Raw genomic sequence first — 23712 nt, 5'->3', positions numbered from 1 at the left:
GTGAGTGAGGGGAAGATTAAAACTTAATTAAAACGGCTAACTAACGTTCGTCGTATCAGGGACTTAATCATCTCATCACTAAACAGGTAAACTTTATGAAAATCAAAAACCAAAAACCAACAACCATGAAATCCCTTAAATCTGCCGCATTACTGTTTTTAGCCGCTATGGTATTCTATAGCTGCTCTTCTGACAACACTTCTACTACCGAAACAACAGAAGAAACAGGTTTGGCCCATCAGGCTCCTGAGGCTCCAGTAGAGGACGATGGAAAAGGAATAGGACCAATCACGTCAGTTGAAGTGGGCGATAACATAGACGAAGCGCTGGCCGCAGAAGGCAAGGCTATTTTTGAAGGCAAGTGTTCTGCCTGCCACCAGTTGTCTGACCAAAAAGTAGTGGGCCCGGGTATGGCCGGCGTAACTGAGAAGCGCAAGCCGGAGTGGATCATGAACATGATTATTAACCCGGAGGAAATGACCAAGAAAGACCCCGAAGCCAAGAAGCTGCTGGCTGAGCACTTAACGCAGATGACCAACCAGAACATCAACGAGAAAGACGCGAGAGCACTACTTGAGTTCCTGCGTCAGAATGATAAAAACTCCTAATCACAATCAACAAGCAAAACCAAAAACACCATGAAATCATTATTCAAAACCTTTAAGAAAGCGGCTCCTGCCGCGGCCTTTACGCTGGCACTGGCTGGCGGCGCTGTGCTGCAGGGATGCAGCGGCGGCCCTGGCGAAGGTAGCGCCACGGCTGCGGGTGTAGCTTCGGACGCTGCGCAGGCGGTGTATGTAGCACCGGGCAAGCACGATGAGTACTACTCTTTCCTGTCAGGCGGTTTCAACGGACAGATGTCTGTGTACGGTCTTCCTTCAGGCCGACTGTTGAAGATCATTCCGGTGTTCACGCAGCACGGTGAGAACGGCTACGGCTACAACGAAGAGTCCAAAGCTATGCTGATGACATCACACGGTTTTGTGCCTTGGGATGACTTGCACCACCCGAAACTGTCTCGTACCGATGGTATGACCGACGGTCGCTGGTTGTTTGCCAACGGTAATAACACACCACGTGTGGCCCGTGTCGACCTGACTACCTTCGAAACAGTGGAGATCATGGAGATTCCAAACTCTGCCGGTAACCACTGCTCGCCATACCCAACTGATAACAACGAGTATGTGATCGCGGGTACGCGCTTCTCTGTGCCGTTGGACATGAAAGGCGCAACTGCTGACGTGAGCATGAATGAGTACGCCGACAAGTTCCGTGGTTCTATCTCTTTCATTAAGGTGGACCAAGAGAAAGGCGATATGGAACTTGACTTCCAAATTCTGGTGCCGGGCTTCGACTACGACTTGGCTAACGGTGGCAAAGGCCCATCTTCTGACTGGGTGTTCTTTACAACCTACAACACAGAGCAGGCTGGTACTTTGAAAGAGCTGGGTGCTTCTCAGAACGACCGCGACTATCTGGCCGCTGTTAACTGGAAATTGGCTGCTAAGTATGCCGCTGAAGGCAAGGCCCGCGAAATGCCAGCCAATTATTACCACAACAAAATGGACAAGGACACGCACATTGCGAAGTCTACCATCAAGAAGACAGTGCGCTACCTGCTGCCGGAAGAGTGCCCGGGCATGATGTACCTGATTCCTGCGCCTAAGTCTCCACACGGTATCGACGTGGATCCAAGCGGCGAGCACATGGTAGTAAGTGGTAAACTGGCTGCAACCATTCCGGTATTCTCTTTCTCTAAAATGCAGGAAGCGATCAAAAACAAGTCTTTTGACGGCGAGATCAACGGTATCCCAGTGTTCAAGTACGAATCTGTGCTGAAAGCTGAAGTGCCAGAGCCGGGCCTTGGACCATTGCACACCGAGTTTGACGGAAAAGGCAACGCCTATACCTCTATGTTCGTGTCTTCTGAAGTGGTTAAATGGAAATTGAGCGACTTCACCGTAGTAGACAGAATGCCAGTTTACTACTCAGTTGGTCACTTGATGATCCCGGGTGGTGATACTAAAAACCCTGACGGCAAGTACTTGGTGGCGATGAATAAGATCACCAAAGACCGCTACCTGCCTACTGGTCCTGAACTGGCACACTCTGCCCAGTTGATCGATATCAGCGGAGAGAAAATGCGCATGCTCCTTGACTTCCCAACCGTAGCGGAACCACACTACGCTCAGGCAATCAAAGCCGATAAAGTGGCGCCAAACAGTGTGAAATTCTACGATTTGGCTAAGAATACGCACCCACACGCAGTGAAAAAAGAAGCTGACGCCAGCGTAACCCGCCAAGGCAATGTGGTAAGAGTGAAAATGACGGCCATCCGTAGCCACATGACCCCGGATAACATCGAAGGGGTACAGGTAGGCGACACTGTTCTCTTCCACGTGACCAACCTCGAGCAAGACTGGGACGTGCCACACGGCTTCGCTGTAATGGGCGCCAACACAGCCGAAACCCTGATCATGCCAGGCGCTACACAGACGCTGCGCTGGGTACCTAAGAAAGCCGGTGTGTTTCCATTCTACTGCACGGACTTCTGCTCTGCGCTCCACCAGGAAATGCAAGGCTACATCCGGGTTTCTCCTAAGGGGTCTAACGTGCCGATCACGTTCTCTACAGGTAAGAAGAAGCCTTCCGCTTAACCAGACGGTATAAGTCGGGCATAACACAAGCGGAGGTTGCCCGGGGCAGCCTCCGCTTATTTTTAATTTTCACCTTAAACTTAACAAGGATGAAAGCTTACCAAAAAGTGCTGATGATCATAGCTGCGCTATCTCTCGGCTTGTTGTTTCTCTTCCCTATGTGGAAGATATACCTAACCGCTCCACAATACCCCGAAGGGCTAGAAATGCACATCTGGGTGAACCAGATAGCGGGTAACACGGCTGGAGCTATTCAAAACTTTAACATTCTTAACCACTATATTGGCATGGAGCCTATCCACGCCGACTCTTTCGCCGAGCTTAAGATCATGCCTTACATTGTCATCTTTTTTATGGTGACAGGTGTGCTGATCGCTTTTATAGGCAAACGAAAACTGGTGCTGAGCTGGACAGTGCTGCTGATGATTGCAGGTGCTGTGGGTATACTTGACTTTTACCTTTGGCTGGAGAAGTTCGGTACCAACCTGGACCCAACAGCCCCTATCAAAGTGCCGGGCATGACGTACGTGCCACCGCTGTTAGGTCACAAAACCCTGCTTAATTTTGAGGCTTTGTCCTTGCCAGCATGGGGTAGCTTTGGTATCTTCCTAGCCATCACAATTTCTGCACTGGTATACTTCTTAAGCCGTAAAAAGGAAGCGAAGCATAACGCAAAAAAAGTAATGGTATGAGACGATTGATTCAGAATGTGCTTCTAGTGGCGATGGTGCTGACTTTGTTGGCTGCCTGCCAAGTGGAGCCGAAGCCTATCGCCTATGGCGAAGTGAACTGTGCCCACTGCCAGATGACTGTATCGGATAACAGGTATGGTGCCGAGCTGGTGAATGACAAAGGCAAGCCCTTTTACTTCGACTCGGCTGAGTGTCTGGCCGCATACCTGCAGGAAAATACCGAGCAAGCCGAAAAAGCAGCTTACATATTGGTAACAGACTTCACACGACCAAACGAACTGATTGACGCCCGTAGCGCCAATTTTATACAGAGCCAAGAGCTCCCAAGCCCCATGGGCATGTACCTGACAGCTGTGTCGGACAAAGCCACAGCCACCAAAATGCAACAGGAAGTAGGCGGTCGCCTGCTGAACTGGGAACAGGCGATGACAGCCGTAAAAAACAATGAAAAACCTGAGTAAATATATAGTAGTTTGGACTGCATGCGCTTTGGTGTGGCTGCTGGGTAGCCCTGTGGCACTTGGCGACACACTAAAGGTATGCAACACCTGCGAGTACCACTCCGTGAAAGAGGCCGTGAACAAGGCGAAAGCCGGCGACGTGGTGCTCGTGGATGGCGGCGTATACAAAGAGTCAGGTATAGAGATTAACAAGCCCATCAGTTTGATAGGCCGCAATAACCCGGTGATAGATGGCCAAAACAGCGGCCAGATCATCACCATCAAATCCTCTAATGTGAAAGTGGAGGGCTTTACCGTACAGAACGTGGCCGTGAGCTACATGCGCGACGATGCCGCCATTCGTGTGGCCGACCATGAAAACATACAGATACTGAATAACACCGTCCTGAACACCTATTTTGGGATATACATACAGAACGCCGACAACAGTGTAGTGAAGGGCAATGTGGTACGGGGGCAGAGCACCGGCAAGATAGAGTCGGCGCTGGGTAATGCTATACACGTGTGGCGCACCGATGGTGTGGAAGTAAGCAACAACAGGGTGGAAGGTCACCGCGACGGTATTTACTTTGAGTACGTGACCAACAGCCTGATTAACGAGAACATCAGCGAGCGCAACAACCGTTACGGACTGCATTTTATGTTCTCGGACGGCAACGTGTATACTCGCAATATCTTCCGGAAAAACGGTGCCGGCGTGGCCGTGATGTATACCCGCAACATCCGGATGGAACACAACACTTTTGAAGACAACTGGGGCGCCTCTGCTTATGGCTTGCTCCTGAAAGATATTTCGCAAAGTGTCATTCTTAATAATACATTCCGCAGAAACACCACTGGCATTTACATGGAAAGCTCCAGCCGGTTACACATAGAAAACAACGACTTTGACCGCAACGGCTGGGCCATACGCTTATTAGCCAGCTGCATTCAGGACACCTTTAGGCTAAACAACTTCACCGGTAACTCCTTTGATGTGAGCACCAACGGAAGTCCAACCATGAACCTGTTCGAGCACAACTACTGGGACAAGTACAACGGCTACGACCTTGATAAAAACAAGATAGGGGATGTGCCTTACCGCCCAGTTAGTTTGTACTCCATGTTGGTTGAACGCGTGCCGCCTTCGGTGATGTTTATGCGTAGCTTTATGGTCGACATGATGGACAGCATCGAGCGGGTGCTGCCGAGTTTTATACCTGAGAGTCTGGTCGACGAACGCCCTTTAATGAAGAAAGTAAATCATGATAACGATAGAAAACTTGTCCAAAACCTACGGTAAGCTAACCGTGCTCAAAGACCTGACGGTGCGCTTTGGCGGTGGCCGTGTGGTGTCGGTTATCGGGCCAAACGGCTCGGGCAAAACCACTATGAGCAAGTGCATACTGGGTATGGTGCTGCCGGATAGCGGCGATATAAAAATGGATGGCGAGAGTGTGCTGAAAAAGTACGCCTACCGCAGTCAGATCGGTTATATGCCACAAATTGGTAAGTACCCGGAGAACATGAAGATCCGGCAGGTGATCGATATGATCCGTGACATCCGCAAAGACGCCAAAACCATTGACGAAGAATTAATAGGCCTGTATGGCCTCAAGGATATCTATGATAAAAGAATGGGCTCCCTGTCGGGCGGCACGAAGCAAAAAGTGAGTGCGGCACTGGCTTTCATGTTCGACCCGCAGGTGCTTATTCTTGATGAACCAACCGCTGGCCTCGACCCGATTTCGGCGGAGATCCTGAAGTGCAAAATCCTGAAGGAAAAGAAAAAGGGCAAGCTGATCCTGATCACTTCGCACATTATGAGTGAGGTGGAAGAGGTGGCCGACGAGGTGATGTGTCTGGTGGACGGCGCACTTAAATTTCATGAGACAATCGCCAGCATCAAGCAGCACACCAATGAGGAGCGCCTGAGCCGTGCTATTGCCAAAATTATGAACGAGGAGGACTAGGCCATGAACAAGATCATCAAGTACGTACTTTACGACATTGTGCGCAACAAAATTGTGGTGGCCTATACCTTGTTTCTGTTGCTGCTCTCTATTGGCCTGTTCAACCTTGGCGGCAGCCCTGAGAAGGGCCTGTTGAGTTTGCTAAATCTGGTGCTACTCACGGTGCCGCTTATCAGCATTGTGTTCGGCACGACGCACTTCTACAACTCCTATGAATTTATGGAGCTCTTGGTATCACAACCAATCAAGCGCAGCAAGATTTTCATGAGCGAATACTGGGGCGTTTCCCTGTCGCTGTCCGCCGCTTTCCTGATCGGCGTAGGTATACCGGTGCTCTTGTTTGCGCCGAGCGCCACGGGTTTATACCTTGTGCTGACGGGTGTTTTCATTACCTTCATCTTCGTAGCGCTGGCCTTCCTAGCCTCTGTGATCACCCGCGACAAAGCCAAAGGTATAGGTATAGCGCTATTGCTCTGGTTCTACTTCGCGCTTATCTACGACGGCATTGTGCTGTTTATTCTGTACTCGTTTGCCGATTACCCACTGGAGTATGCCACACTCGCTTTGACTGCGCTTAACCCAGTGGATTTGGGTCGTGTGATGGTGTTGCTGAACTTAGATATTTCTGCCATGATGGGCTATACCGGTGCACTTTACAAAAGCATTTTTGGCAGCATGTGGGGGATAGGAATCGCTTTGGTGGTAATGGTGCTGTGGGTGCTCGTGCCACTGATGACTTCGAGGAGGGCGTTTAAAAGGAGGGATGTATAACATAGCTATTAAAAAAAATCCCCGGCTTACTCAAGTCGGGGATTTTTTATTGCTTTATGTTACTGACCGACTGGTCTAGGTGTCGTCACCGTATCGACCTCAAACGCGGCGGTGTCATCCTGCATATCCAGTTGCGGGCTTACTTCTTCGCCAGAACCAATCTCTACACTTTCATCCATAGTTTCGGTGTTACGAGTATCTGTCTCACGATCAGTGTCGTGTGTGGTATTGTCAGATGTGCAGGAGAAGAAGAAAATGCCGATAAAAATAATAAATGCCTTTTTCATAGTCGTTTGTATTGGTGAGAACTCTATAAAACGAGTGTAAATCGGCTTCGTTTCAAGGTATAATGTTTATAACCAGAGTGTTCTATACTAAAAGGCACAAAAAAACGGCCCTGTTCATGTAGCTTAAGCCATGATCAGGGCCGTTTCTAAGGGGGAGGAAACTACTTACTCAATTGTCCGAAGCATACCATTCCGCAAAGGACTTCTCCGTTTCCCAGAGCTTGAGGCTGTGCAGTTCCACATAATCTGGTAGCAAATGCCGGATCCGCTGTTTAAAATCAATCAGCATGTTCTCGCAAGTTGGTTGAAAGGGCGTGAGCACCAGTTTGTGATTCAAGTGCCGCAGTGCCTCTACCAGTTCCATCGAGGCGTCCTGACGCAGCAAGAGCGCATGGTCGATCGGCTCAATGATGGTTTCCTGCACCAGCTTTTTCAGGTCCTTGAAATCCATCACCATACCGTCATTCGGGTGTGTTTCGCTCACGATAGGCGTGCCGATAATGGTTACTTCCAATCGGTAAGAATGCCCGTGAATGTTGCGGCAACCGCCCTTGTAATTCTGCAGGGCATGCGCGGCTTCAAATGTGAACAGGCGGGTTAATCGTATTCTACTCATGTTCTCTTATACCTTCTGATTCGCCAATTGCAACTGGTCTTCGGCTTCGAGTAATTCATCCAGCATCAGCACGCGTTTTTCAAGCTGGTCTTTGAAAAGGGTTGGTACTAGCTCTTTGTAATAAGCTATACCTTGCTGCAGGTTCTGCCAGAAACTCTGCAGGTATTTTTCCTGCTTGTCGGTCATGGTTTCCTGCAGTTCGGCCTTCTTGTTCTTCCAGTATTGTACGTACATGTTGAGCTCGTTGACGAACACATGCGGACGATAAGTGCTGTTGAGCACATTCACACGACCGTAAATATGATCTACCATCTCCTGCAGTTTAAAAATGTTGGAGAAGTAGGCAAGATTCGGACCCGGGCAGATAGCTATCGGACGGGAAGCAACAGCTTTGCGGGCTATACCTAGCTTCACTAAAGCGGTATTGGCTAGCCCTTCGCAGAGGCACTCCTTTTCGAGCACTTTTGCTTCTTGGGCTTTGTATTCCGCTTCCGGTAAGCCTAGTCCCTGCAGCTGCACAAGTTTGTTGCGTTGATACTTGCGGGAAGCCGTACAGATCGGTTCTTTCGTGAAGTCGGAGTTCGAAACCAAGTGCTTTTTCTCGCACGGACTACCCGGCTTGCCTTTTTCAATGCGTGCTAGCGTAAGCGCCTCGGAACTGGTGCCGCGCAGTGAGTTGAACGGTACACCAAGCGGGGATATCGGGCTTAGGTATAAGTCTTCTTTTTTCGCGCGGGCGAGCTTCTCCATCGTTTCAGCATCTACTGTTGTGGCTTCTGGTACCAATAGGAACGGCGTACCCCAACCGGCGGCGTCCATGCCGTAGTGCTCCAACAGAAAATTGTGCTCTTCTGATGTACCGATCCCGCCTTGCATGGTGATGTGCGTAGTAGGCGCTTTCTCTGGCACAGGATTACCTTTAGCTGTGAGGGCATTGCTGAACAAGGTATAGAGTTCGTCCTGCATGACCTGTCGGTTTTGCTTGAACTCTTCCAGAATCGGGCCGATCAAATAGCCGTCTGTCGCGAAGGCATGGCCCCCGCAGTTCAGGCCGGACTCGATACGGAATTCCGATACCCAGATACCTTTTTTAGCCAGTATCTTGCCCTGCACAAATGCCGAGCGGTAGTCACTCACCTTGATCACAACTTGCTTTTGCAGATAGCCATCTTCATCAGGGAAAAAGCAGGGGAATTGCTCGAGGTAGCTATACAAACGCATGTTCATACCTGCCGAGAAAATTACCGAGGCATGCACTGTGCTGTTGGCAAAACCACGCAGCGCGGCCAGTGCGTCGGAGTACTCCGATGGTAGCGGATTGCCGTCTTTGTCATAGTTGGTTTTGTCGAGCTTCGTCATGATGTTCACATCAATACTTCCCGGCACCACAGCTTGTCGCAACTCATCCTGCATGATCTTTTTCAGCTCCGGATTGTTGGTTTGTAGCATTTTCCGGTAAAGCGTTTTAAGCGGCGCATTGTCTGGCAGCAACAAAAAGTACTTGGTCAGGCGCGACTCCGAATCAAACGACTCTTGTTTTAGCGCTTCTACCTGTTGCTTCACAATGCGGTCGGCGAGGTTCAGGTACTCTTCCACACGACGGGCACGGTAGTCGGCATCTTTCGGTGTGATAGGAGTGAAGTGCTCCTGATAGACATGGCTATAGTGCTCGCGCATTTGCTCGAGCAAAGTATCGTCGCTCAGCGAGACAACAGAAGAAATACCATACTGCGCCACTTTCATAGGCGAGTCGATGGAAAAAGCCAACCCCATAACCGGGATGTGGAAGGTGTGCGGTGTGTTTTTGATCATGAATGAAAATGCTGTATCGGTTTGATTTAACCTCCCACCAGCCCCCTCCTTTTGTCGAGGGCCCCTACCCCCAAAACAGGAGGGGGAGTTGAGAGACTTTGAATTGTTTACTTATCTATTTTTTGCCCTCACTTGCCAGTGGCGAGCTAGGGCGTTTAGTTAATCATTCTCAAAGCTCCCTCCCCTGTTTTTAGGGGAGGGTTGGGGAGGGGTTAAAGTTTCCTCCGCTTCATCTCCGCCTCCAACAAGCTCAACTCCCTACCCATTTGACCTGCGATAGAGGTATTCTCCTCCGCTCTCCGGATCATGTAAGGCAGGGTAGTAGCCACATCGCCGTAAGGCAAATATTTGGAAGCGTTGAAACCGGCGCTGGCCAGATTGTAGGTCAGGTTGTCGCTCATGCCGTAGAGTTGCGAGAAATGGATGCGTTTCCGGTGGTCTGCTATACCTTGGCGGTTGATCTGGTTAACGAGGTAGCGGGTGCTGGCTTCGTTGTGCGTGGCAGCGCAAAGCTCGACACGGTAAAGGTGGTGCAGACAGATGTCTATCGCCTTGTCGAAACTGCGGTCAGTGTCTGCTTTGATGTGAAAGACCGGACTCGGGTAGCCATACTCAGCGGCCCGTTCCTGTTCTTTTTCGATGTAAGCACCACGCACGATTTTTATACCCAGTATCACATCGTAGCCTTCACTTCTCTTCAGCAAGTCGGTGAGGTAGGCAATGCGGTCGGTGCGGTACATCTGCAGCGTGTTGAACACCACGGCTCGGCGCTCGTTGTAGCGCAGCATCATCTTCTCTGCCAGCTCATCCATCCCTTGCTGCAGCCAGCTTTCTTCGGCGTCGATGTATACCGTGATGTTGGCTTCAAAGGCGGCCTTGCAAATCAGGTCCAAACGATTTTCTGTACGCTGAAAAGCGGCCTGTTCTTCTTGATTGAGCACCTCGCCTTCCTGCATTTTTCTGAAAATTTCGCGGGAGCCTATACCTGTCAGTTTCACGCTGATATAAGGGATCTCTCCGGTTATTTTTGCCAGCCGGATGTTGCGCATGATCTCGTCGAGCACGTGGTCAAAACCGGCTTCGTCTTCCTTGGCTTCGGCGGCGTAGTCGAGCACGGTGTATACCTTGGCGTTGGCCATGCGGCGGATAGCACTTTGCGCTTGCTGGGCCGTCTCGCCTCCGCAGAAGTGGCGGTAAATGGTGCCTTTGATGAGGCCTTTAATAGGAAGCCCCAGCTTTAGCGCCCAGACGGTGGCAATTCCGCCCAGTTTGACCAAAGTAGGTTTGCCCATCATCCGGAAAAGGAAGTAGGCAAGTTTAAGCTCTTCGTCCGTTTTGGTGCTGAAGGCTGTCTTCAGATCTTCCGGATCAAACACGGTGGATGGTTGTATAGTGGTAACGCTCATTTGTGTATTGACAGAATAAATGCCATCACAAGGTAGGCTAATACCATGCGCTCAGAAATGAGCATCATTAGTCCAAATAATGACATAGATCATTTTCTATGTATTTGTTTTTACAGCTGGAATAAGTTTGTTAAATATTGTATGTGAGTGACTTAAGTCATTTTATAAGTAGGTGGGGATAGCTAGACTTGCATATAATTTAACCCAAACGTCATATGAACACCCCTGATATACTTACCCCCGAACTCATCAACCCGCTGACCTATCAGAGCTTCAAAAAGCTGTCAGAAGAACTCGTGGCCAACAACCAAACTACTGGCGAAGAGCAAACCGAAGAGCGCATTGCCTACACCCGACTTAACCAGCAACGCATGAAGCGTGTCGAGAAGCAATTCGCCATCAACCAGGATTTACTCGAAGCCCTGCAACAGCCGCGACCGGAGTGGCATTGGGTGGTGCTGGTGGAATCGTGGTGCGGGGACGGAGCGCAGCAACTGCCAGCCCTTGCCGCCATTGCCGACGCCGTGCCAACCATCGAACTCACCGTGATTCTGCGCGACGAAAACCCTGAGTGGATGGATACCTGCCTGACTAACGGAAGCCGCGCTATACCGAAGCTGATCTGCCTGAATGCAGAGACCAACGAGCGGCTCTTCACATGGGGTCCAAGGCCGCTGGCGATACTCGAGCAAGTGCTGCAGTTTAAGGATCAAAATCCGGGCGCGACAAAAGAGGAGATAGGTACGCTAGTGCACACCCTGTATGCCAAAGACCGCAGCCAGTCGCTGCAGCAAGACTTGTTGCGCTTGGCACAGAGCGTTATAAATGTTGAGCAAAAAGAGGAGGGATTTGTAGCATGAAGCTAGTTATCATCGCCATATTTCTGGCCAGTCTGACCTCCATGTGTGGAACCGAGCGCGATTTGGAAACCGAGCACAAAGAGGTAATTCACGATACGCAAGCCCTAGCCCTGAACGGTACCGAACGCTGGAAAGCCGACGAGCCAACCAACCGCCATATGGCCCAGTTGCAGGGTATGCTGCAGGAATTTAACATGCAGGCCGAGAACAATTCGGCAGAAGCTTACAATGATTTGGGGACTTCGATGAAAGCGGAAATGCAGCAGCTCTTCAAGGACTGCCGCATGAAGGGCCCAGCCCACGACATGCTGCACGTTTACCTGGTGCCGTTGGTGGAGGACGTAAATATACTGGCGGAAAAAGACGAGCACCAGTCCGAGCAGGCGCTGGCGCGGGTAAGTACACGACTAAAGGAGTATAACCAGTACTTCGAGTAAGCGATGACTGAAGTAAGGGAAAGGCAACAGCAAAACACACAAACAGGACAGGACACCCTGGTGCGGGCACGCATTGCGCTGGGGTATTTGGTGCTGGTGGCGGTACTGGGCCTTTTTCTGCGCTGGCTGATGGTGTCGCCTGTAGATGGCGTCAACTACAAAAACTTCCTGCATGCGCACTCGCATGTGGCCTTGCTGGGCTGGCTCTATTGCTCTTTTTTTGCAGCATTGCTCTACATTTTTCCAGCTATAACGGGCGCGGCTCGTAAGTCCTTCCAACGGCAGTTTTTCCTGACGCAGGTCTCGGTGTTGGGCATGCTGTACACCTTTCCGGTGCAAGGCTACGCGCTGTTCTCCATCATTTTCTCGACGATGCACATCTTGCTTAGCTACTGGTTTGCCCGCAGCTACTGGCAGCATGTGCAGCTTAACGTGGACACCGGCACACACGCCACTTCCCTGAAATACATCGGGGCAGCCTTGCTGTTTATGGTGGTGTCGTCCATCGGTCCGTGGGCCATGGGGCCGATTATGGCGAAGGGCACCATTGGCGGTGAACTCTACTACTCGGCCATCTATTTCTACCTGCACTTCCAGTACAACGGCTGGTTCACCTTTGCGGTGCTCGGGCTTCTGTTCTGGTTTCTGGAGCACCACCAGCTATACTTCAATCGCAGCGGGGCCATGCGGGCTTTCTGGTGGCTGGCGCTGGCTTGTCTGCCAGCCTATGCGCTCTCGGTGCTGTGGACCCAACCGGCAGAATGGGTATACGCCATCGGCTATGTGGCGGTGGCCTTGCAGGTGGTGGGCGGGTATTACCTGTTCAAAGTCATCGCGCAGGTATGGCCTGAAACGAAGCCTTTGCTCCAGCCCTGGGTGCACGGACTGATCGGTCTGGCGCTCCTGTTTCTGGTGCTAAAACTGGCTCTGCAAACTGCTTCCGCCTTTCCGTACATGGCGGATCTGGCCTATAAACTTCGCTACTTCATCATTGGTTACCTGCACTTGTCGCTGCTCGGTTTTGTATCGTTGTTTGTGCTGGGCTTCCTGTTGCAGCAAGGGCTCTACCGACTCGGCAGGTATGGCGGTATAGGCCTGACGCTTTTTCTGGCAGGCTTCTTCGCCACGGAAATGCTCATGTTCGGACAAGGCACTTTGCTCTGGCTCGGGCTAGCGGCTTTGCCGAGTTTCAACTGGCTGATGCTCTGGGCGAGTGTGCCGATGCCGCTGGGGTTAATATTGTTCTTTCTGGGGCAGCGGGGGTTGATAGTGAGTGGGGAGGGGAGGTTGTCTGAATCAGGATTTACGGGATTTTAGGATTGGCAGGATTGGGTATGTTAGTTGGCAGTGAAATATGTCGCAAGTTTAGCGGTACCGTAACTAGTGACTGCCATGGTCCAAGTTTGTAGCTTGCTTTCTGCGGTTGATACTGATTCCTATAAATTACTTTTCTTCAGATAATAACGCACTTCCTATAGCTTGTAGCTTCTATTAAAACAAATATTAGCAACAGGCTCGTACATGTTGTGAGCGAGGCGCAGTCGCTGCTTTCACCATGTGATGTGTTATCCTATAGTGTTTAATTCTCTTTTAGGAAATCAACTAATTTTCTGTCTTTAATATATTCTTCGACGATGGCTCTTATAAAATTAAATAAATCATTATTTAGCCTTTCAAGAATTATGTCTTCACTAATATCTTCCTCTTTAGACTTTTTCGCTTCTTTTCTTAAATAATCCTTAAACGATTTAAAATTCCCATGCGCGATATTCGACCTTTGAGAATAAATCTCTTTTAATCTATTTTTTACCTTTTCAATATCTTTGCTTTTGTCGTTTTGATAAATTAAAAGGCTTGCTTTAAGTCTGAATTGCTTGCTTATCGAATCTTCAATATTGAATCTATTGTAGTCTGGGCTGTGGGTCAATAGTAATTCTATTATACTAACTAATGTCACTAGCTTTGCACTCTCATCCTTCTGATTATTCCCTACAACTTTTAATAAATTTGCTATAAATAGAATTTTCTCCTGGTTTTCATTATCTATTATATCATCTAACTTTTTACTTACAGTGGCTAACTCATCTCTAATGTGATAGAAAGATTTCCAATGGTCTTCTGAATTTTTAATCTCATGGGAATAAGACATAAAGCCAAAATACATTACAGACAGGTTGAAAAACCTGTCTACCTTAGGATGTTGAATAGTAAAGGAATCGTTATGGAGAATAAATGATTGTCCATTATAAAACTCGTTATCTGTATGGACTAGTAGTGATAAAAAATAAGTGAAGCCTACTAAATTATCTGAGTTATCAATAATAGGATTACCCTTATCTAACAAAAAGAAGCCTGGGTTACCATTCCTGCTTTCCTCAAGTGCAATTTCCTTTAGTCTTTGATATTCCCCTTCATCATTATATCTAGCAATAACCCACATCCTTGCGAGCTTTTCAAGAGGTTCAAGTTCTCTATACTTTTTAAAGAACTCATGTACAGATAAATCCAAACCTGAATAATTCTTATTTAAACCTTCAAGAGCACTTTCAACAGATAATAAGTTGTAAGTTTTTTTAGTTGATTTAATTGGAATCCTGTACTCGTGGTCACGCTTGTAAACGAAATCCGGACTGTTTAGAGAAACATCTAAGTATTCTTTAATTATAGCTATCTCTTCTTCAGTTTTTGGATTGTCTAGATAAAAGTTAAATTTATTAGAAAGAATAAGAGGGTCATTTACAGGATATATATACTTAGTCAGAATAAAGTTCATGCTAGCTTTGAAAGTTCTGTTTTAGAAGAATCTAGATTAACGGTTAGGGTATTGCCGAAGTGGCGGGTTTTTAGCACAAATGTTCAATAGAATTCCTAATGTTGAACCTTGCACAAATGTTCTTAGAAGTAAGTCAGCAGTTATTTTGGCAATGCCTTGTTATATGCCGTTATTTTATTTAAACAATTGTTCTAATTCATTTATCCTTTCCGCCTTTATTACTAAACCGAGGTTATTAGGAATTCTTGAAATTGCGATTGGTCTCTGACCTGTAGGTACATTTACAATTTGAATGTCTCCTTGTGCTGTATGTTGTGGCCCCGCATATAAAGCACCTAATAGAATTACTCTACTTGTCCCCATATAGGTGTTACCTCTCTTATCGCGATACCCTCCTTCATTAAAAATAAAAACAGGAGAACCACTAGAACCGGGGAAGCAAGCTGCGTCAATCATAATTTCCTTCTTTCCACAGTAGTCAAAATTCGGATGTGTTGCCGTTACGCCTTTTCTTAAAATTGGCTTGTTATTTACATGGTCCCAAATTCCATTAGGATAGCCTATCATTAAGATTTCTTCCAAAGCGGATAAATCGGCCAGTTGCTCATTTGTAGGGATAAGGGACTTGTCAAGAGAAATATAGAACAGACGCTCACCTCTTTTATTTGCTTCATTTATAAAAGGAGCTATTGGCATTGCACATAAGTCAACTTCTGAATCTGGATGTTTTCTCCAGAAGCTCTCAAAATTGTCAAATGCAACTTGAAAGTGTTGCGTGTCGAGCGGCTCATTGTTAGCATTTGCTTTTGTTATGATAAGTTTTCCTTTTGTCGCTCCATTAACCACATGTTTGTTCGTTATTACGACAGGCACATAAGTGTCATTCGCAGTGTCTTGAAGAAACTGAAAGAAAAAGCCTGTGCCTGTTCCGGTGGTACCATCGTTATACTCGCACTCAATTCTTACTGTGCTATAAGTTAATTGTTCAGATGTAGATAAATTGTTCATGGTTGATTTTTAAAATGGCTAATAGCTACCTCGAAAGCGTGAACATATGTTTATTGACACTATGTGCGAAGTGGTTTTACCTGAATTAATAATTTCTTCACTACATCCTGATTCTAACCACCTGCATTTAAGAAAGCTAATATAGTCCTTTTTTTATAGTGCCCAATTCTACCCAAACAAAAAAACAGGAGCGCCTATACCCAGACGCTCCTGTTTCATTTCCACTCAAATCCCTTAACTACACCCCAAACTATTCCCACAGTTCAGGCATTTGTAGCAAGTACCAGAGCGGATGGTGATGTGGCCGCAGACGTTGCAGATGGGGGCGTCGCCCATCATGCTGGCCAGCACTTGCTGGGTCTGTTCCATCAGCACGGTGCGGCTCTGCGTCACCAAGGTATAGCCATTGGCTTTCACGTCGGTGGCTGACTCGGGCTGGGCCGCTGGCGTGGCGACGGTAGGTATAGCCGGGGCAACTTGCGGCGCCGGTTCCGGATCCTTCTCACTCGGGACATGCACGAGGTCTTCGCGCTTCAGGTACTCGTAGCCGAGGAGGCGGAAGAGGTAGTCGAAGACCGAAGTGGCGGACTTGATGTTGGGGTGCTCCACACGGCCCGCAGGCTCGAAGCGGGTGAAAGTGAAGCGGCTCACGAACTCTTCCAGCGGCACGCCATACTGCAGGCCCAGCGACACCGCAATGGCGAAACAGTTGAGGATGGAGCGAAACGAAGCGCCTTCCTTGTACATGTCGATGAATACTTCGCCCAGCTCGCCGTTCGGGTACTCGCCCGTGCGGATGTACACGGTATGGCCGTCAATCTTGGCTTTCTGCGTGAAACCGTTGCGCTTGTCGGGCAGTTTGCGGCGCTCCACCATGTGGGCCAGTTGCTTGCGGAAAGGCTCGTTGGCGGCGTCTTCCAGAATGGCTTTGGCGGCCTTCAGCACCTGCTCGGCGCTAATACTGTTGTCGGTCTGCGGTACTTCCTTGTCGGGTGCTTTTTCGGTTTCCGCTTTCTTGCTACTCGACGAGAGCGGTTGCGAGAGCTTGCTGCCGTCGCGGTAAATCGAACAGGCTTTCAGGCCCAGTTCCCACGACAGGAGGTAGCAACGGGCCACTTCTTCGCGGGTGGTTTCGTTGGGCAGGTTGATGGTCTTGGAGATGGCCCCCGAAATGAACGGCTGCACGGCGGCCATCATCTGGATGTGTCCTTCGGGCTTGATGAAGCGCTTGCCCTTGTGCCCGCAGCGGTTGGCGCAGTCAAACACGGGGTAATGCTCTTCGCGCAAGTAGGGCGCGCCTTCGGTGGTCATGGTACCGCAGATGTAGTCGCTGGCTTCTTCTATCTGTTGGTAGGTATAGCCCAACGCGCGCAACAGATTAAAATCAGGCAGGTTGTAGAGCTCGGGCACAAAGCCCAGTCGTTGCAGACAAGCTTCTCCCAGATTATATACACTGAAGAGCGAGGCCACATCGTAGGCCGTTGAGAGGCCTGCTTCCAGTTGCTGGATTTCTTCTGGCGTGAAGCCGGCAGAGGCCAGTGACGTTTCGTTGATGTGCGGAGCGCCTTTGAACGTGGCGTGGCCTTTGGCGTAGTTCACGATGGCCTGCATTTCGGCTTCGGTATAGCCCAGTTTGCGCAGCGCGGCAGGTATAGACTGGTTGATGATTTTGAAATAACCGCCACCCGCCAGCTTCTTATACTTCACCAGCGCGAAGTCCGGCTCCACGCCTGTCGTGTCGCAGTCCATCAGTAAACCGATGGTGCCCGTCGGGGCGATAACTGTGGCCTGCGCATTGCGGTAGCCGTGTTTCTGGCCCAGCTCTAGGGCTTCGTCCCAGGCAGCGCAGGCGGCCTGGTGCAGGTACTCGGGGCAAAGGGCAGGGTCGAGCGGCTGCGCAGGTATAGACAAGCCTTCGTATGCTTCGGGGGTGTTGTGCGCGGCCGCCCGGTGGTTGCGGATAACGCGCAGCATGGCTTCTGCGTTGGGTTTATACTTCGGGAAAGCACCCAGTTCGGCGGCCATCTCGGCAGAAGTCGCATAAGAAGTACCCGTCATAATCGCGGTGAGTGCGGCGGCTACCGTGCGGGCTTCGTCGCTGTCGTAGGCCAGTCCCTGCACCATCAGCAAAGCGCCGAGGTTGGCATACCCGAGGCCGATGGTGCGGTAATCGTAGGAGCGTTGCGCCACTTCTTCGGAGGGGAACTGCGCCATCAGCACCGAAATCTCCAACACCATGGTCCAGAGGCGGCAGGCGTGGCGGTAAGCGGCTACATCAAAAGTCTGCGTGGTTTCATTGAAAAAGCGAATCAGGTTGAGCGAGGCGAGGTTGCAGGCCGTGTTGTCGAGGAACATGTACTCCGAGCACGGGTTCGAGGCGCGGATAGGCCCTTCGGCGGGACTTGTATGCCACTCGTTAATCGTCGTGTCGAACTGCAGTCCCGGGTCGGCGCAGGACCACGCGGCGTCGGCAATTGTATCCCAGAGCTCGCGGGCAGGTATGGATTTCACCACCTTTCCGGTAGAGCGGGCATGCAGGTGCCACGGTTTGTTGTTTTTCAGCGCTTTGAAAAAAGAGTTCGGCACCCGCACCGAGTTATTCGAATTCTGTCCCGACACGGTTTGGTAAGCTTCGCCGTTGTAGTCAGCCGGGTAGCCCGCCGCAATCAGGGCCGCCACCTTTTTCTCTTCTTCTTTTTTCCAGTTGATGAACTCCACAATCTCGGGATGGTCCAAATCGAGGCAGACCATTTTAGCCGCCCGTCGCGTCGTACCGCCCGACTTAATCGCCCCCGCCGCACGGTCGCCTATCTTCAAAAAAGACATCAGCCCCGAAGAGCTGCCGCCACCGCCCAGCGCTTCGTCTTTGCCCCGAATGTTCGAGAAATTGGTACCCACGCCCGAGCCATACTTAAAGATGCGGGCTTCCTGCACCCACAGGTCCATAATGCCGCCTTTGTTCACGAGGTCATCGTCCACAGCCAGTATAAAACAGGCATGCGGCTGCGGACGCTCGTAAGCCGAGGTCGACTCCTGCAGCTTTTCTGTTTCGGGGTCTATATAATAGTGTCCCTGGGCTTTGCCTTTTAATTTATAGGAGGAGTAGAGGCCCGTGTTGAACCACTGCGGTGAGTTGGGCGCGGCATACTGCCCGAGGAGCATGTACACTAGTTCGTCGTAAAAAGCCTGCGCGTCTTCCGGAGTCTTAAAATAACCATGTCCTTCACCCCAGCTTCTCCAGCAATCCGCCAGCCGGTGCACCACCTGCTTCACCGATTTTTCCGCGCCCTTGCTGCCATCCGGCTGCGGTACGCCTGCCCTGCGCAGGTACTTCTGCGCTAAGATATCGGTGGCTATTTGCGACCAGTTCACGGGCACTTCCACGTCCTTTATCTCGGCCACGATGCCGCCGGTGGGGTCGCGGATAGTGGAGGACCGTTTTTCGAAGTTGAACAAGGCATACGGGCTCTCACCTTGACGGGTGAAGAAGCGGGAAACCGCCAGTCCGCTGGCTTTTGCTTTTCCTTTTTTCATAAGGCTTGCGTTAAGGGTTTTGGTTGATTATGAGGGGTTTATTATTATTTATACGCGTCTCCTAAAGACATAGTAAATGTATGATATTATTAATTAAGAAAAAAAGACCTTTTTATCTTTTATTTAATTATTTTCGTACATACATTTACATCGGCAATCATTTACAACCCATTATTCATTTAATAAAACACCATGGAAACCATAGAAAAATTAGACGTAACGGTACTGGAGCCACGCATGAAGCACCCGACCATTTTTAACTGGTTCGACAACCTGAATGGCGGCGAAGCTTTTGTGATTCACAACGACCACGACCCGAAGCCACTGTACTACCAGTTGCTGGGCGAGCGCGGCAATACCTTTAAGTGGGAATACCTGTTGCAAGGCCCGGAAATCTGGGAAGTGAAAATATCAAAACTGACACCTGAAGAAGGGGAGACCGTAGGGGAACTCGTAGCCAAAGACTACCGCAAAGCACAGGTATTCAAAAAATATGGCATTGACTTTTGCTGCGGAGGCAAGAAATCGCTGAAGCAGGTATGCGAAGAAAAAGGCATCAGCCCTGAAACGGTAGAAAACGAGCTAAACGCCATACCTGAAACAGGCAGCGCCTCCACACGCGGCAACGAGTACGAGAAGTGGGACTTGGGCTTCCTAGGCGACTACATCGTGAACATGCACCACAGCTATGTGCGCGAAGCCATCCCTACCCTGTACGAATATACAACCAAAGTAGCCCGCGTGCACGGCAGCCGTCACCCTGAAGTGGTGGAAGTAGCCAAGCACTTTGTGAACATCGCCAACGAGCTGGAGGCCCACATGCCGAAAGAAGAGCGCGTGCTGTTCCCATTCATCAAGCAAATGGCAGAAGCGAAGAAAAACGGTGTGAAAATAGACCGTCCGGCTTTCGGCAGCATTCAGAACCCGATTAACATGATGGAGATGGAGCACGAGGCAGCCGGTGGCGAACTGGAAGCCATCCGCAACCTGACCAACGACTATACCCTGCCAGCCGACGCCTGCGCTACGTACCGCGTGATGTTCTCGAAGCTACAGGAGTTCGAGGAAGACCTGCACCGCCACATCCACTTGGAGAACAACGTGCTCTTCCCGAAAGCTGTGGAGCTGGAGAAAGAAGTGTTGAAATAACCCCACCCCAGCCCTCCCCTAAAAACAGGGGAGGGAGTTAAAATACCTAACTCCCTCGCTCGCGAGATGCGAGCGAGGGCAAAGAGAAAAGCATTAACACCCTTCTCAACTCCCCCTCCTGTTTTGGGGGTAGGGGCCCTCGACAAAGGAGGGGGTTGGGGGGAGGTAAAACACCACACCTATGACAACTGCAACCAAACCACTGAAACGAGACAATAGTCTGATACCGCTCTCACGGGAGCACCACTTCGGACTATTGTTTTGCTGGAAACTGAAGCAAGGGATGGCCAACGGCACTTCCTTTGAGATCATGCGCCAGTACATCCAGTATTTCTGGAAAAACATTCTGAAACCGCACTGCCGGGAAGAGGAGGTTATACTCAAAAGACTATTACCGAAAGATGATGTGAACTCCATCAGACTGCACGAAGAGCACCAGCTGATTCAGGCCATAATTGGGTTGATCAACAAGCAAAAGAACTTAAACACTTCGCTGGTAGCCACGCTGCAACAGGACCTGACGGACCACATCCGCTGGGAAGAACGGGAACTGTTCCCATACCTGCAAACCGTGGCTGATCCGGAAGAACTGGCTGATGTGGGCAGGTTGCTGGAGCATGATCTGAAAGAACCAGTAGATGAGTTTCTGCCCGCTTTCTGGGAACACAAAAAGGTAGCCTAGCAATGGAACTGTCTGCCACCACCCGAATCTCGACTATTCTGCGGGAGAATCCTGCGGCGATAGAGGCCATCGTGTCGATCAACAAGCACTTTGAGAAACTGCGGAACCCCGTGCTGCGCAAGGTGCTGGCTTCGCGGGTGACCATCGCCGACGCCGCCCGCATAGGAAAATGCCGGGTGGAGGATTTTTATGAAAAGCTGCAGCCGCTGGGCTTCAGCGTCGCGTCAATACCAACTTACAACAAAAGGGCTATCCCTATGGAAACGGATATTTTGGAAAGACCCGCCTTTATGGAAAACCTAAAGGCAACAGACACCATCGTGCTGGACGTGCGCGATACCATCGCCAAAGGCGACGACCCATTTCTACAGATTATGGAGGCTGTAAATAAGCTAAGCCCAGATCAGGTGCTTTGCATTTTGAACACCTTCGAACCGATTCCGCTCATTGCCATCGTGCGCCCCAAAGGCTTCGAGTACTACACCGAAACGCTGGGGCCGAATCTGGTAAAGACCTATTTTAAAAGGCAGTCTGCTGGAGAGAAAGTAGAAGTAGCGAAAACAGCCACCGAGGCTGACTTTGATGAATTGTTGGCCAAATATAGCGGAAAGCTGCAGCATATCGATGTGCGCCAAATGGAAATGCCACAGCCGATGGTGTCTATACTTAGCGCATTGGAAACACTTCCTGAAAGTGATGCGCTTTACGTGCAACACCGAAAGGTACCGCAGTTCCTGCTGCCTCAACTGACGGAGCGGGGATTTAAGGTGAGTATAAAGGAGGTAGGGCCTAACGAGGTGTATTTGCTGATATATCGGTAGACGCCGAGCTGTATAAATGCTGTTATTTTAGATGACCTATGTCATTTCGGCCTTAGGGAGAAATCTGGAATTTTACCAAATGATGTGAAATAATCCAGATCTCTCATTGCATTTGAGATGACATTTAGGGTTTAGAGCATGTGATAGCAAACAATTAACAACCAACAATTAACCATCATGAGCGCCGCAACTACATCCAATTCACCATCCAAATGGCTTGTGCTGCCGCACTACGCCTTCGCGGCGGTGTCGTTTGTGGTGCTGTGCTTGCTGCTGGTTTTCTCAACGGATGCCTTCGGCGGACACTACTTTCATCCGAAGCTGCTCACACTGACACACGTGGCGGCGCTGGGCTGGGCGACTATGATCATCTTCGGTTCGCTTTACCAACTGCTGCCGGTGGTGCTGGAGGTGCGGCTATATAGCGAGAAACTGGGCACAGCGGCCTTTGTGCTGCTGGCAATGGGTACGATCCTGCTCTCCATCGGCTTCTGGAATTTCTGGGTGGGTTTGGAGCTGCAAGTGGCGGCCATCATGCTCTTTACATCGTTTCTGATCTTTAGCTACAATGTGGTGCAAACTGCCCGGCAAGTTAAGAATTGGGGGATAGAGGCAGACTTTATCGTGACGTCCGTGGTTTGGCTGGTGGCGACGGGGTTAGTCGGCGTGCTGATGGCTTTCAACTTTCAATATCCTTTCCTGCCGCAGGACCATGTGCATTATTTGCAACTGCATGCGCACATAGGTATGGCGGGCTGGTTCCTGCTGCTGATTGTGGGTGTGGGTTCTAAACTAATTCCGATGTTCCTGCTGGCGCACCCTGAAAATACGAAAGGGCTGCACGGTGCTTACTACCTGATAAACGCCGGATTGGTGCTCTTCGCCATGGACCACCTGTTTTTGCAGACCGGCTACAATGCCTTGTATGCGCTGATGGTGGTATTAGGTATAGCCGGCTTCCTGCACTTTTTGTACCAAGCCAAATGCCTTGGTAAACGACCTGACTTAGACTTGGGAATGAAACAGACCTTTGTGGCGCTGGCCCTGCTGCTCTTGCCGATCGTGCTGGTCTTTGTGGTCACGCTACAGTTCGGTTTGCCGCAACGCCTGTTGTCTTCGCTATACCTTGTGTACGGACTCTCGATCTTCTTCGGCTTTGTATCAGCTTTGATACTGGGACAGACTTTCAAGACGCTGCCGTTTATCGTCTGGATGCACAGCTATGAAGATTATGTGGGACGTTTCAAAACGCCTATGCCGAAGGATTTGTATAGCGTCACACTGCTGCGCTGGCAGAACATCGCCTACATTGTGGGATTGGTAGCCTTGCTGGTAGGCGTGCTGATGGCCGAGCAAACTGTGATTTTAATAGGGGCAGTGTTGTTGAGTATAGCGGCAGTGCTTTATGCGGGCAATGTGTTTAAGGTGTTGTTGCACAAGGTGAAAGATTTAAAACCATTTGGATATGAAAACGCAGGAACAGGAGCTCGTCAACGAAGCGTATGAGGCGCTCAAGTACATCATCGACCCCGAGATCGGCATAAACATTGTCGATCTTGGGCTTGTATATAAAGTGACCCTGAAAGAAGAGGAGGAGAAGCTGCACGTAGACTTAACGCTCACAACGCCGGGCTGCCCGATGAGCGGCACCATTACGACGGCGGCCGAGCAAATGCTGCACAAGCGTTTCCCTAATCTGGAGATAGAAGTGGAACTGGTATGGCTCCCGCAATGGACGCCCGAAATGATAAGTGAAGAAGGCATGCGATTACTGGGAAATACCTGATAAATTTG

Annotated in this window: 21 protein-coding genes; 15 read left to right on the top strand and 6 right to left on the bottom strand. The window is 49.9% G+C overall.

Translation table 11 applies throughout. The features are described from left to right. Nucleotides 1-125: 125 nt before the first annotated feature. From Q1A04_RS03890 to Q1A04_RS03860, 7 genes are all read left to right on the top strand, one after another. Nucleotides 126-608 carry a cytochrome c gene (locus Q1A04_RS03890; protein ID WP_299701468.1) on the top strand — a complete coding sequence of 161 codons (483 nt, stop codon included), beginning with the start codon at nt 126-128 and terminating at the stop codon, nt 606-608. A 30-nt stretch (nt 609-638) separates the two neighbouring features. Beyond that, a complete protein-coding gene (nosZ, locus tag Q1A04_RS03885; protein ID WP_299701466.1) occupies nt 639-2657 on the top strand; it encodes a Sec-dependent nitrous-oxide reductase in 2019 nt (672 codons plus the stop codon). Nucleotides 2658-2746: 89 nt separating this feature from the next. Further along, nucleotides 2747-3349 (top strand): hypothetical protein, encoded by a 603-nt coding sequence (locus Q1A04_RS03880; protein WP_299701463.1) that lies wholly within the window; start codon nt 2747-2749, stop codon nt 3347-3349. Further along, entirely contained in the window at nt 3346-3810 is a 465-nt protein-coding gene (locus Q1A04_RS03875; protein ID WP_299701460.1) for a nitrous oxide reductase accessory protein NosL, read from the top strand. The genes Q1A04_RS03880 and Q1A04_RS03875 overlap by 4 nt, the downstream gene beginning before the upstream one ends. After that, nucleotides 3794-5092, top strand: a complete 1299-nt coding sequence (locus Q1A04_RS03870; RefSeq protein ID WP_299701458.1) for a nitrous oxide reductase family maturation protein NosD — start codon at nt 3794-3796, stop codon at nt 5090-5092. Before Q1A04_RS03875 ends, Q1A04_RS03870 begins: the two co-directional genes overlap by 17 nt. Then, entirely contained in the window at nt 5055-5762 is a 708-nt protein-coding gene (locus Q1A04_RS03865; RefSeq protein WP_299701455.1) for an ABC transporter ATP-binding protein, read from the top strand. The genes Q1A04_RS03870 and Q1A04_RS03865 overlap by 38 nt, the downstream gene beginning before the upstream one ends. Before the next feature lie 3 nt (nt 5763-5765). After that, on the top strand, nt 5766-6533 hold the full coding sequence (locus Q1A04_RS03860; RefSeq protein ID WP_299701452.1) for an ABC transporter permease subunit: 768 nt from the start codon (nt 5766-5768) through the stop codon (nt 6531-6533). Nucleotides 6534-6989: 456 nt separating this feature from the next. Here Q1A04_RS03860 and Q1A04_RS03855 read toward each other — a convergent pair whose 3' ends face one another. From Q1A04_RS03855 to Q1A04_RS03845, 3 genes are all read right to left on the bottom strand, one after another. Then, nucleotides 6990-7436, bottom strand: coding sequence for a 6-carboxytetrahydropterin synthase (locus tag Q1A04_RS03855; protein WP_299701449.1), 447 nt, complete (start codon nt 7434-7436; stop codon nt 6990-6992). Between the two features lie 6 nt (nt 7437-7442). Then, a complete protein-coding gene (locus Q1A04_RS03850; protein WP_299701446.1) occupies nt 7443-9248 on the bottom strand; it encodes a hypothetical protein in 1806 nt (601 codons plus the stop codon). A 212-nt stretch (nt 9249-9460) separates the two neighbouring features. Beyond that, complete coding sequence (locus Q1A04_RS03845) at nt 9461-10654, bottom strand: proline dehydrogenase family protein (RefSeq protein WP_299701443.1); 1194 nt, start codon at nt 10652-10654, stop codon at nt 9461-9463. Between the two features lie 215 nt (nt 10655-10869). Here Q1A04_RS03845 and Q1A04_RS03840 point away from each other — a divergent pair, with 215 nt between their 5' ends. From Q1A04_RS03840 to Q1A04_RS03830, 3 genes are read left to right on the top strand one after another with little or no spacing between them, the layout of a single operon-like run. Next, nucleotides 10870-11514 (top strand): thioredoxin family protein, encoded by a 645-nt coding sequence (locus Q1A04_RS03840; protein WP_299701440.1) that lies wholly within the window; start codon nt 10870-10872, stop codon nt 11512-11514. Then, on the top strand, nt 11511-11951 hold the full coding sequence (locus tag Q1A04_RS03835) for a hypothetical protein (protein ID WP_299701438.1): 441 nt from the start codon (nt 11511-11513) through the stop codon (nt 11949-11951). Before Q1A04_RS03840 ends, Q1A04_RS03835 begins: the two co-directional genes overlap by 4 nt. Before the next feature lie 3 nt (nt 11952-11954). Next, the gene (locus Q1A04_RS03830; RefSeq protein ID WP_299701435.1) at nt 11955-13268 is read left to right on the top strand and encodes a hypothetical protein; all 1314 of its coding nucleotides are present in this window, start codon (nt 11955-11957) and stop codon (nt 13266-13268) included. 262 nt (nt 13269-13530) lie between these two features. On the opposite strand, the gene Q1A04_RS03825 is transcribed toward Q1A04_RS03830, so the two are convergent. The 3 genes from Q1A04_RS03825 to Q1A04_RS03815 all read right to left on the bottom strand — a co-directional run bounded on the left by Q1A04_RS03825 (nt 13531) and on the right by Q1A04_RS03815 (nt 19266). Further along, nucleotides 13531-14724 (bottom strand): HEPN domain-containing protein, encoded by a 1194-nt coding sequence (locus Q1A04_RS03825; protein ID WP_299701432.1) that lies wholly within the window; start codon nt 14722-14724, stop codon nt 13531-13533. Nucleotides 14725-14898: 174 nt separating this feature from the next. Further along, nucleotides 14899-15732 (bottom strand): serine protease, encoded by an 834-nt coding sequence (locus Q1A04_RS03820; protein WP_299701429.1) that lies wholly within the window; start codon nt 15730-15732, stop codon nt 14899-14901. Between the two features lie 234 nt (nt 15733-15966). Next, the gene (locus Q1A04_RS03815; RefSeq protein ID WP_299701426.1) at nt 15967-19266 is read right to left on the bottom strand and encodes a vitamin B12-dependent ribonucleotide reductase; all 3300 of its coding nucleotides are present in this window, start codon (nt 19264-19266) and stop codon (nt 15967-15969) included. 192 nt (nt 19267-19458) lie between these two features. Here Q1A04_RS03815 and ric point away from each other — a divergent pair, with 192 nt between their 5' ends. The 5 genes from ric (at nt 19459) to Q1A04_RS03790 (ending at nt 23704) form a co-directional block, all read left to right on the top strand. Then, entirely contained in the window at nt 19459-20415 is a 957-nt protein-coding gene (ric, locus tag Q1A04_RS03810; protein WP_299701423.1) for an iron-sulfur cluster repair di-iron protein, read from the top strand. 181 nt (nt 20416-20596) lie between these two features. Next, nucleotides 20597-21097, top strand: coding sequence for a hemerythrin domain-containing protein (locus tag Q1A04_RS03805; protein WP_299701420.1), 501 nt, complete (start codon nt 20597-20599; stop codon nt 21095-21097). A gap of 2 nt (nt 21098-21099) precedes the next feature. Further along, nucleotides 21100-21918, top strand: a complete 819-nt coding sequence (locus tag Q1A04_RS03800; protein WP_299701417.1) for a DUF2249 domain-containing protein — start codon at nt 21100-21102, stop codon at nt 21916-21918. Between the two features lie 177 nt (nt 21919-22095). Continuing rightward, the gene (locus Q1A04_RS03795) at nt 22096-23424 is read left to right on the top strand and encodes a hypothetical protein (RefSeq protein ID WP_299701414.1); all 1329 of its coding nucleotides are present in this window, start codon (nt 22096-22098) and stop codon (nt 23422-23424) included. Beyond that, nucleotides 23384-23704, top strand: coding sequence for a metal-sulfur cluster assembly factor (locus Q1A04_RS03790; RefSeq protein WP_299701411.1), 321 nt, complete (start codon nt 23384-23386; stop codon nt 23702-23704). The genes Q1A04_RS03795 and Q1A04_RS03790 overlap by 41 nt, the downstream gene beginning before the upstream one ends. Nucleotides 23705-23712: the final 8 nt, after the last annotated feature.

The sequence above is a fragment of the uncultured Pontibacter sp. genome (assembly GCF_947499215.1).
GTDB lineage: Bacteria > Bacteroidota > Bacteroidia > Cytophagales > Hymenobacteraceae > Pontibacter.
This window is presented reverse-complemented; position numbering and strand designations above follow the sequence as displayed.

Bases quoted from the DNA above. Each gene is read 5' to 3' on its own strand.
- Q1A04_RS03860 (WP_299701452.1), top strand. From the start codon at position 5,766: ATGAACAAGATCATCAAGTACGTACTTTACGACATTGTGCGCAACAAA.
- Q1A04_RS03850 (WP_299701446.1), bottom strand. From the start codon at position 9,248: ATGATCAAAAACACACCGCACACCTTCCACATCCCGGTTATGGGGTTG.
- Q1A04_RS03805 (WP_299701420.1), top strand. From the start codon at position 20,597: ATGACAACTGCAACCAAACCACTGAAACGAGACAATAGTCTGATACCG.
- Q1A04_RS03880 (WP_299701463.1), top strand. From the start codon at position 2,747: ATGAAAGCTTACCAAAAAGTGCTGATGATCATAGCTGCGCTATCTCTC.
- ric (WP_299701423.1), top strand. From the start codon at position 19,459: ATGGAAACCATAGAAAAATTAGACGTAACGGTACTGGAGCCACGCATG.
- Q1A04_RS03875 (WP_299701460.1), top strand. From the start codon at position 3,346: ATGAGACGATTGATTCAGAATGTGCTTCTAGTGGCGATGGTGCTGACT.
- Q1A04_RS03865 (WP_299701455.1), top strand. From the start codon at position 5,055: ATGATAACGATAGAAAACTTGTCCAAAACCTACGGTAAGCTAACCGTG.
- nosZ (WP_299701466.1), top strand. From the start codon at position 639: ATGAAATCATTATTCAAAACCTTTAAGAAAGCGGCTCCTGCCGCGGCC.
- Q1A04_RS03790 (WP_299701411.1), top strand. From the start codon at position 23,384: ATGAAAACGCAGGAACAGGAGCTCGTCAACGAAGCGTATGAGGCGCTC.
- Q1A04_RS03820 (WP_299701429.1), bottom strand. From the start codon at position 15,732: ATGAACAATTTATCTACATCTGAACAATTAACTTATAGCACAGTAAGA.
- Q1A04_RS03800 (WP_299701417.1), top strand. From the start codon at position 21,100: ATGGAACTGTCTGCCACCACCCGAATCTCGACTATTCTGCGGGAGAAT.
- Q1A04_RS03890 (WP_299701468.1), top strand. From the start codon at position 126: ATGAAATCCCTTAAATCTGCCGCATTACTGTTTTTAGCCGCTATGGTA.
- Q1A04_RS03840 (WP_299701440.1), top strand. From the start codon at position 10,870: ATGAACACCCCTGATATACTTACCCCCGAACTCATCAACCCGCTGACC.
- Q1A04_RS03870 (WP_299701458.1), top strand. From the start codon at position 3,794: ATGAAAAACCTGAGTAAATATATAGTAGTTTGGACTGCATGCGCTTTG.
- Q1A04_RS03855 (WP_299701449.1), bottom strand. From the start codon at position 7,436: ATGAGTAGAATACGATTAACCCGCCTGTTCACATTTGAAGCCGCGCAT.
- Q1A04_RS03845 (WP_299701443.1), bottom strand. From the start codon at position 10,654: ATGAGCGTTACCACTATACAACCATCCACCGTGTTTGATCCGGAAGAT.
- Q1A04_RS03825 (WP_299701432.1), bottom strand. From the start codon at position 14,724: ATGAACTTTATTCTGACTAAGTATATATATCCTGTAAATGACCCTCTT.
- Q1A04_RS03830 (WP_299701435.1), top strand. From the start codon at position 11,955: ATGACTGAAGTAAGGGAAAGGCAACAGCAAAACACACAAACAGGACAG.
- Q1A04_RS03835 (WP_299701438.1), top strand. From the start codon at position 11,511: ATGAAGCTAGTTATCATCGCCATATTTCTGGCCAGTCTGACCTCCATG.
- Q1A04_RS03815 (WP_299701426.1), bottom strand. From the start codon at position 19,266: ATGAAAAAAGGAAAAGCAAAAGCCAGCGGACTGGCGGTTTCCCGCTTC.
- Q1A04_RS03795 (WP_299701414.1), top strand. From the start codon at position 22,096: ATGAGCGCCGCAACTACATCCAATTCACCATCCAAATGGCTTGTGCTG.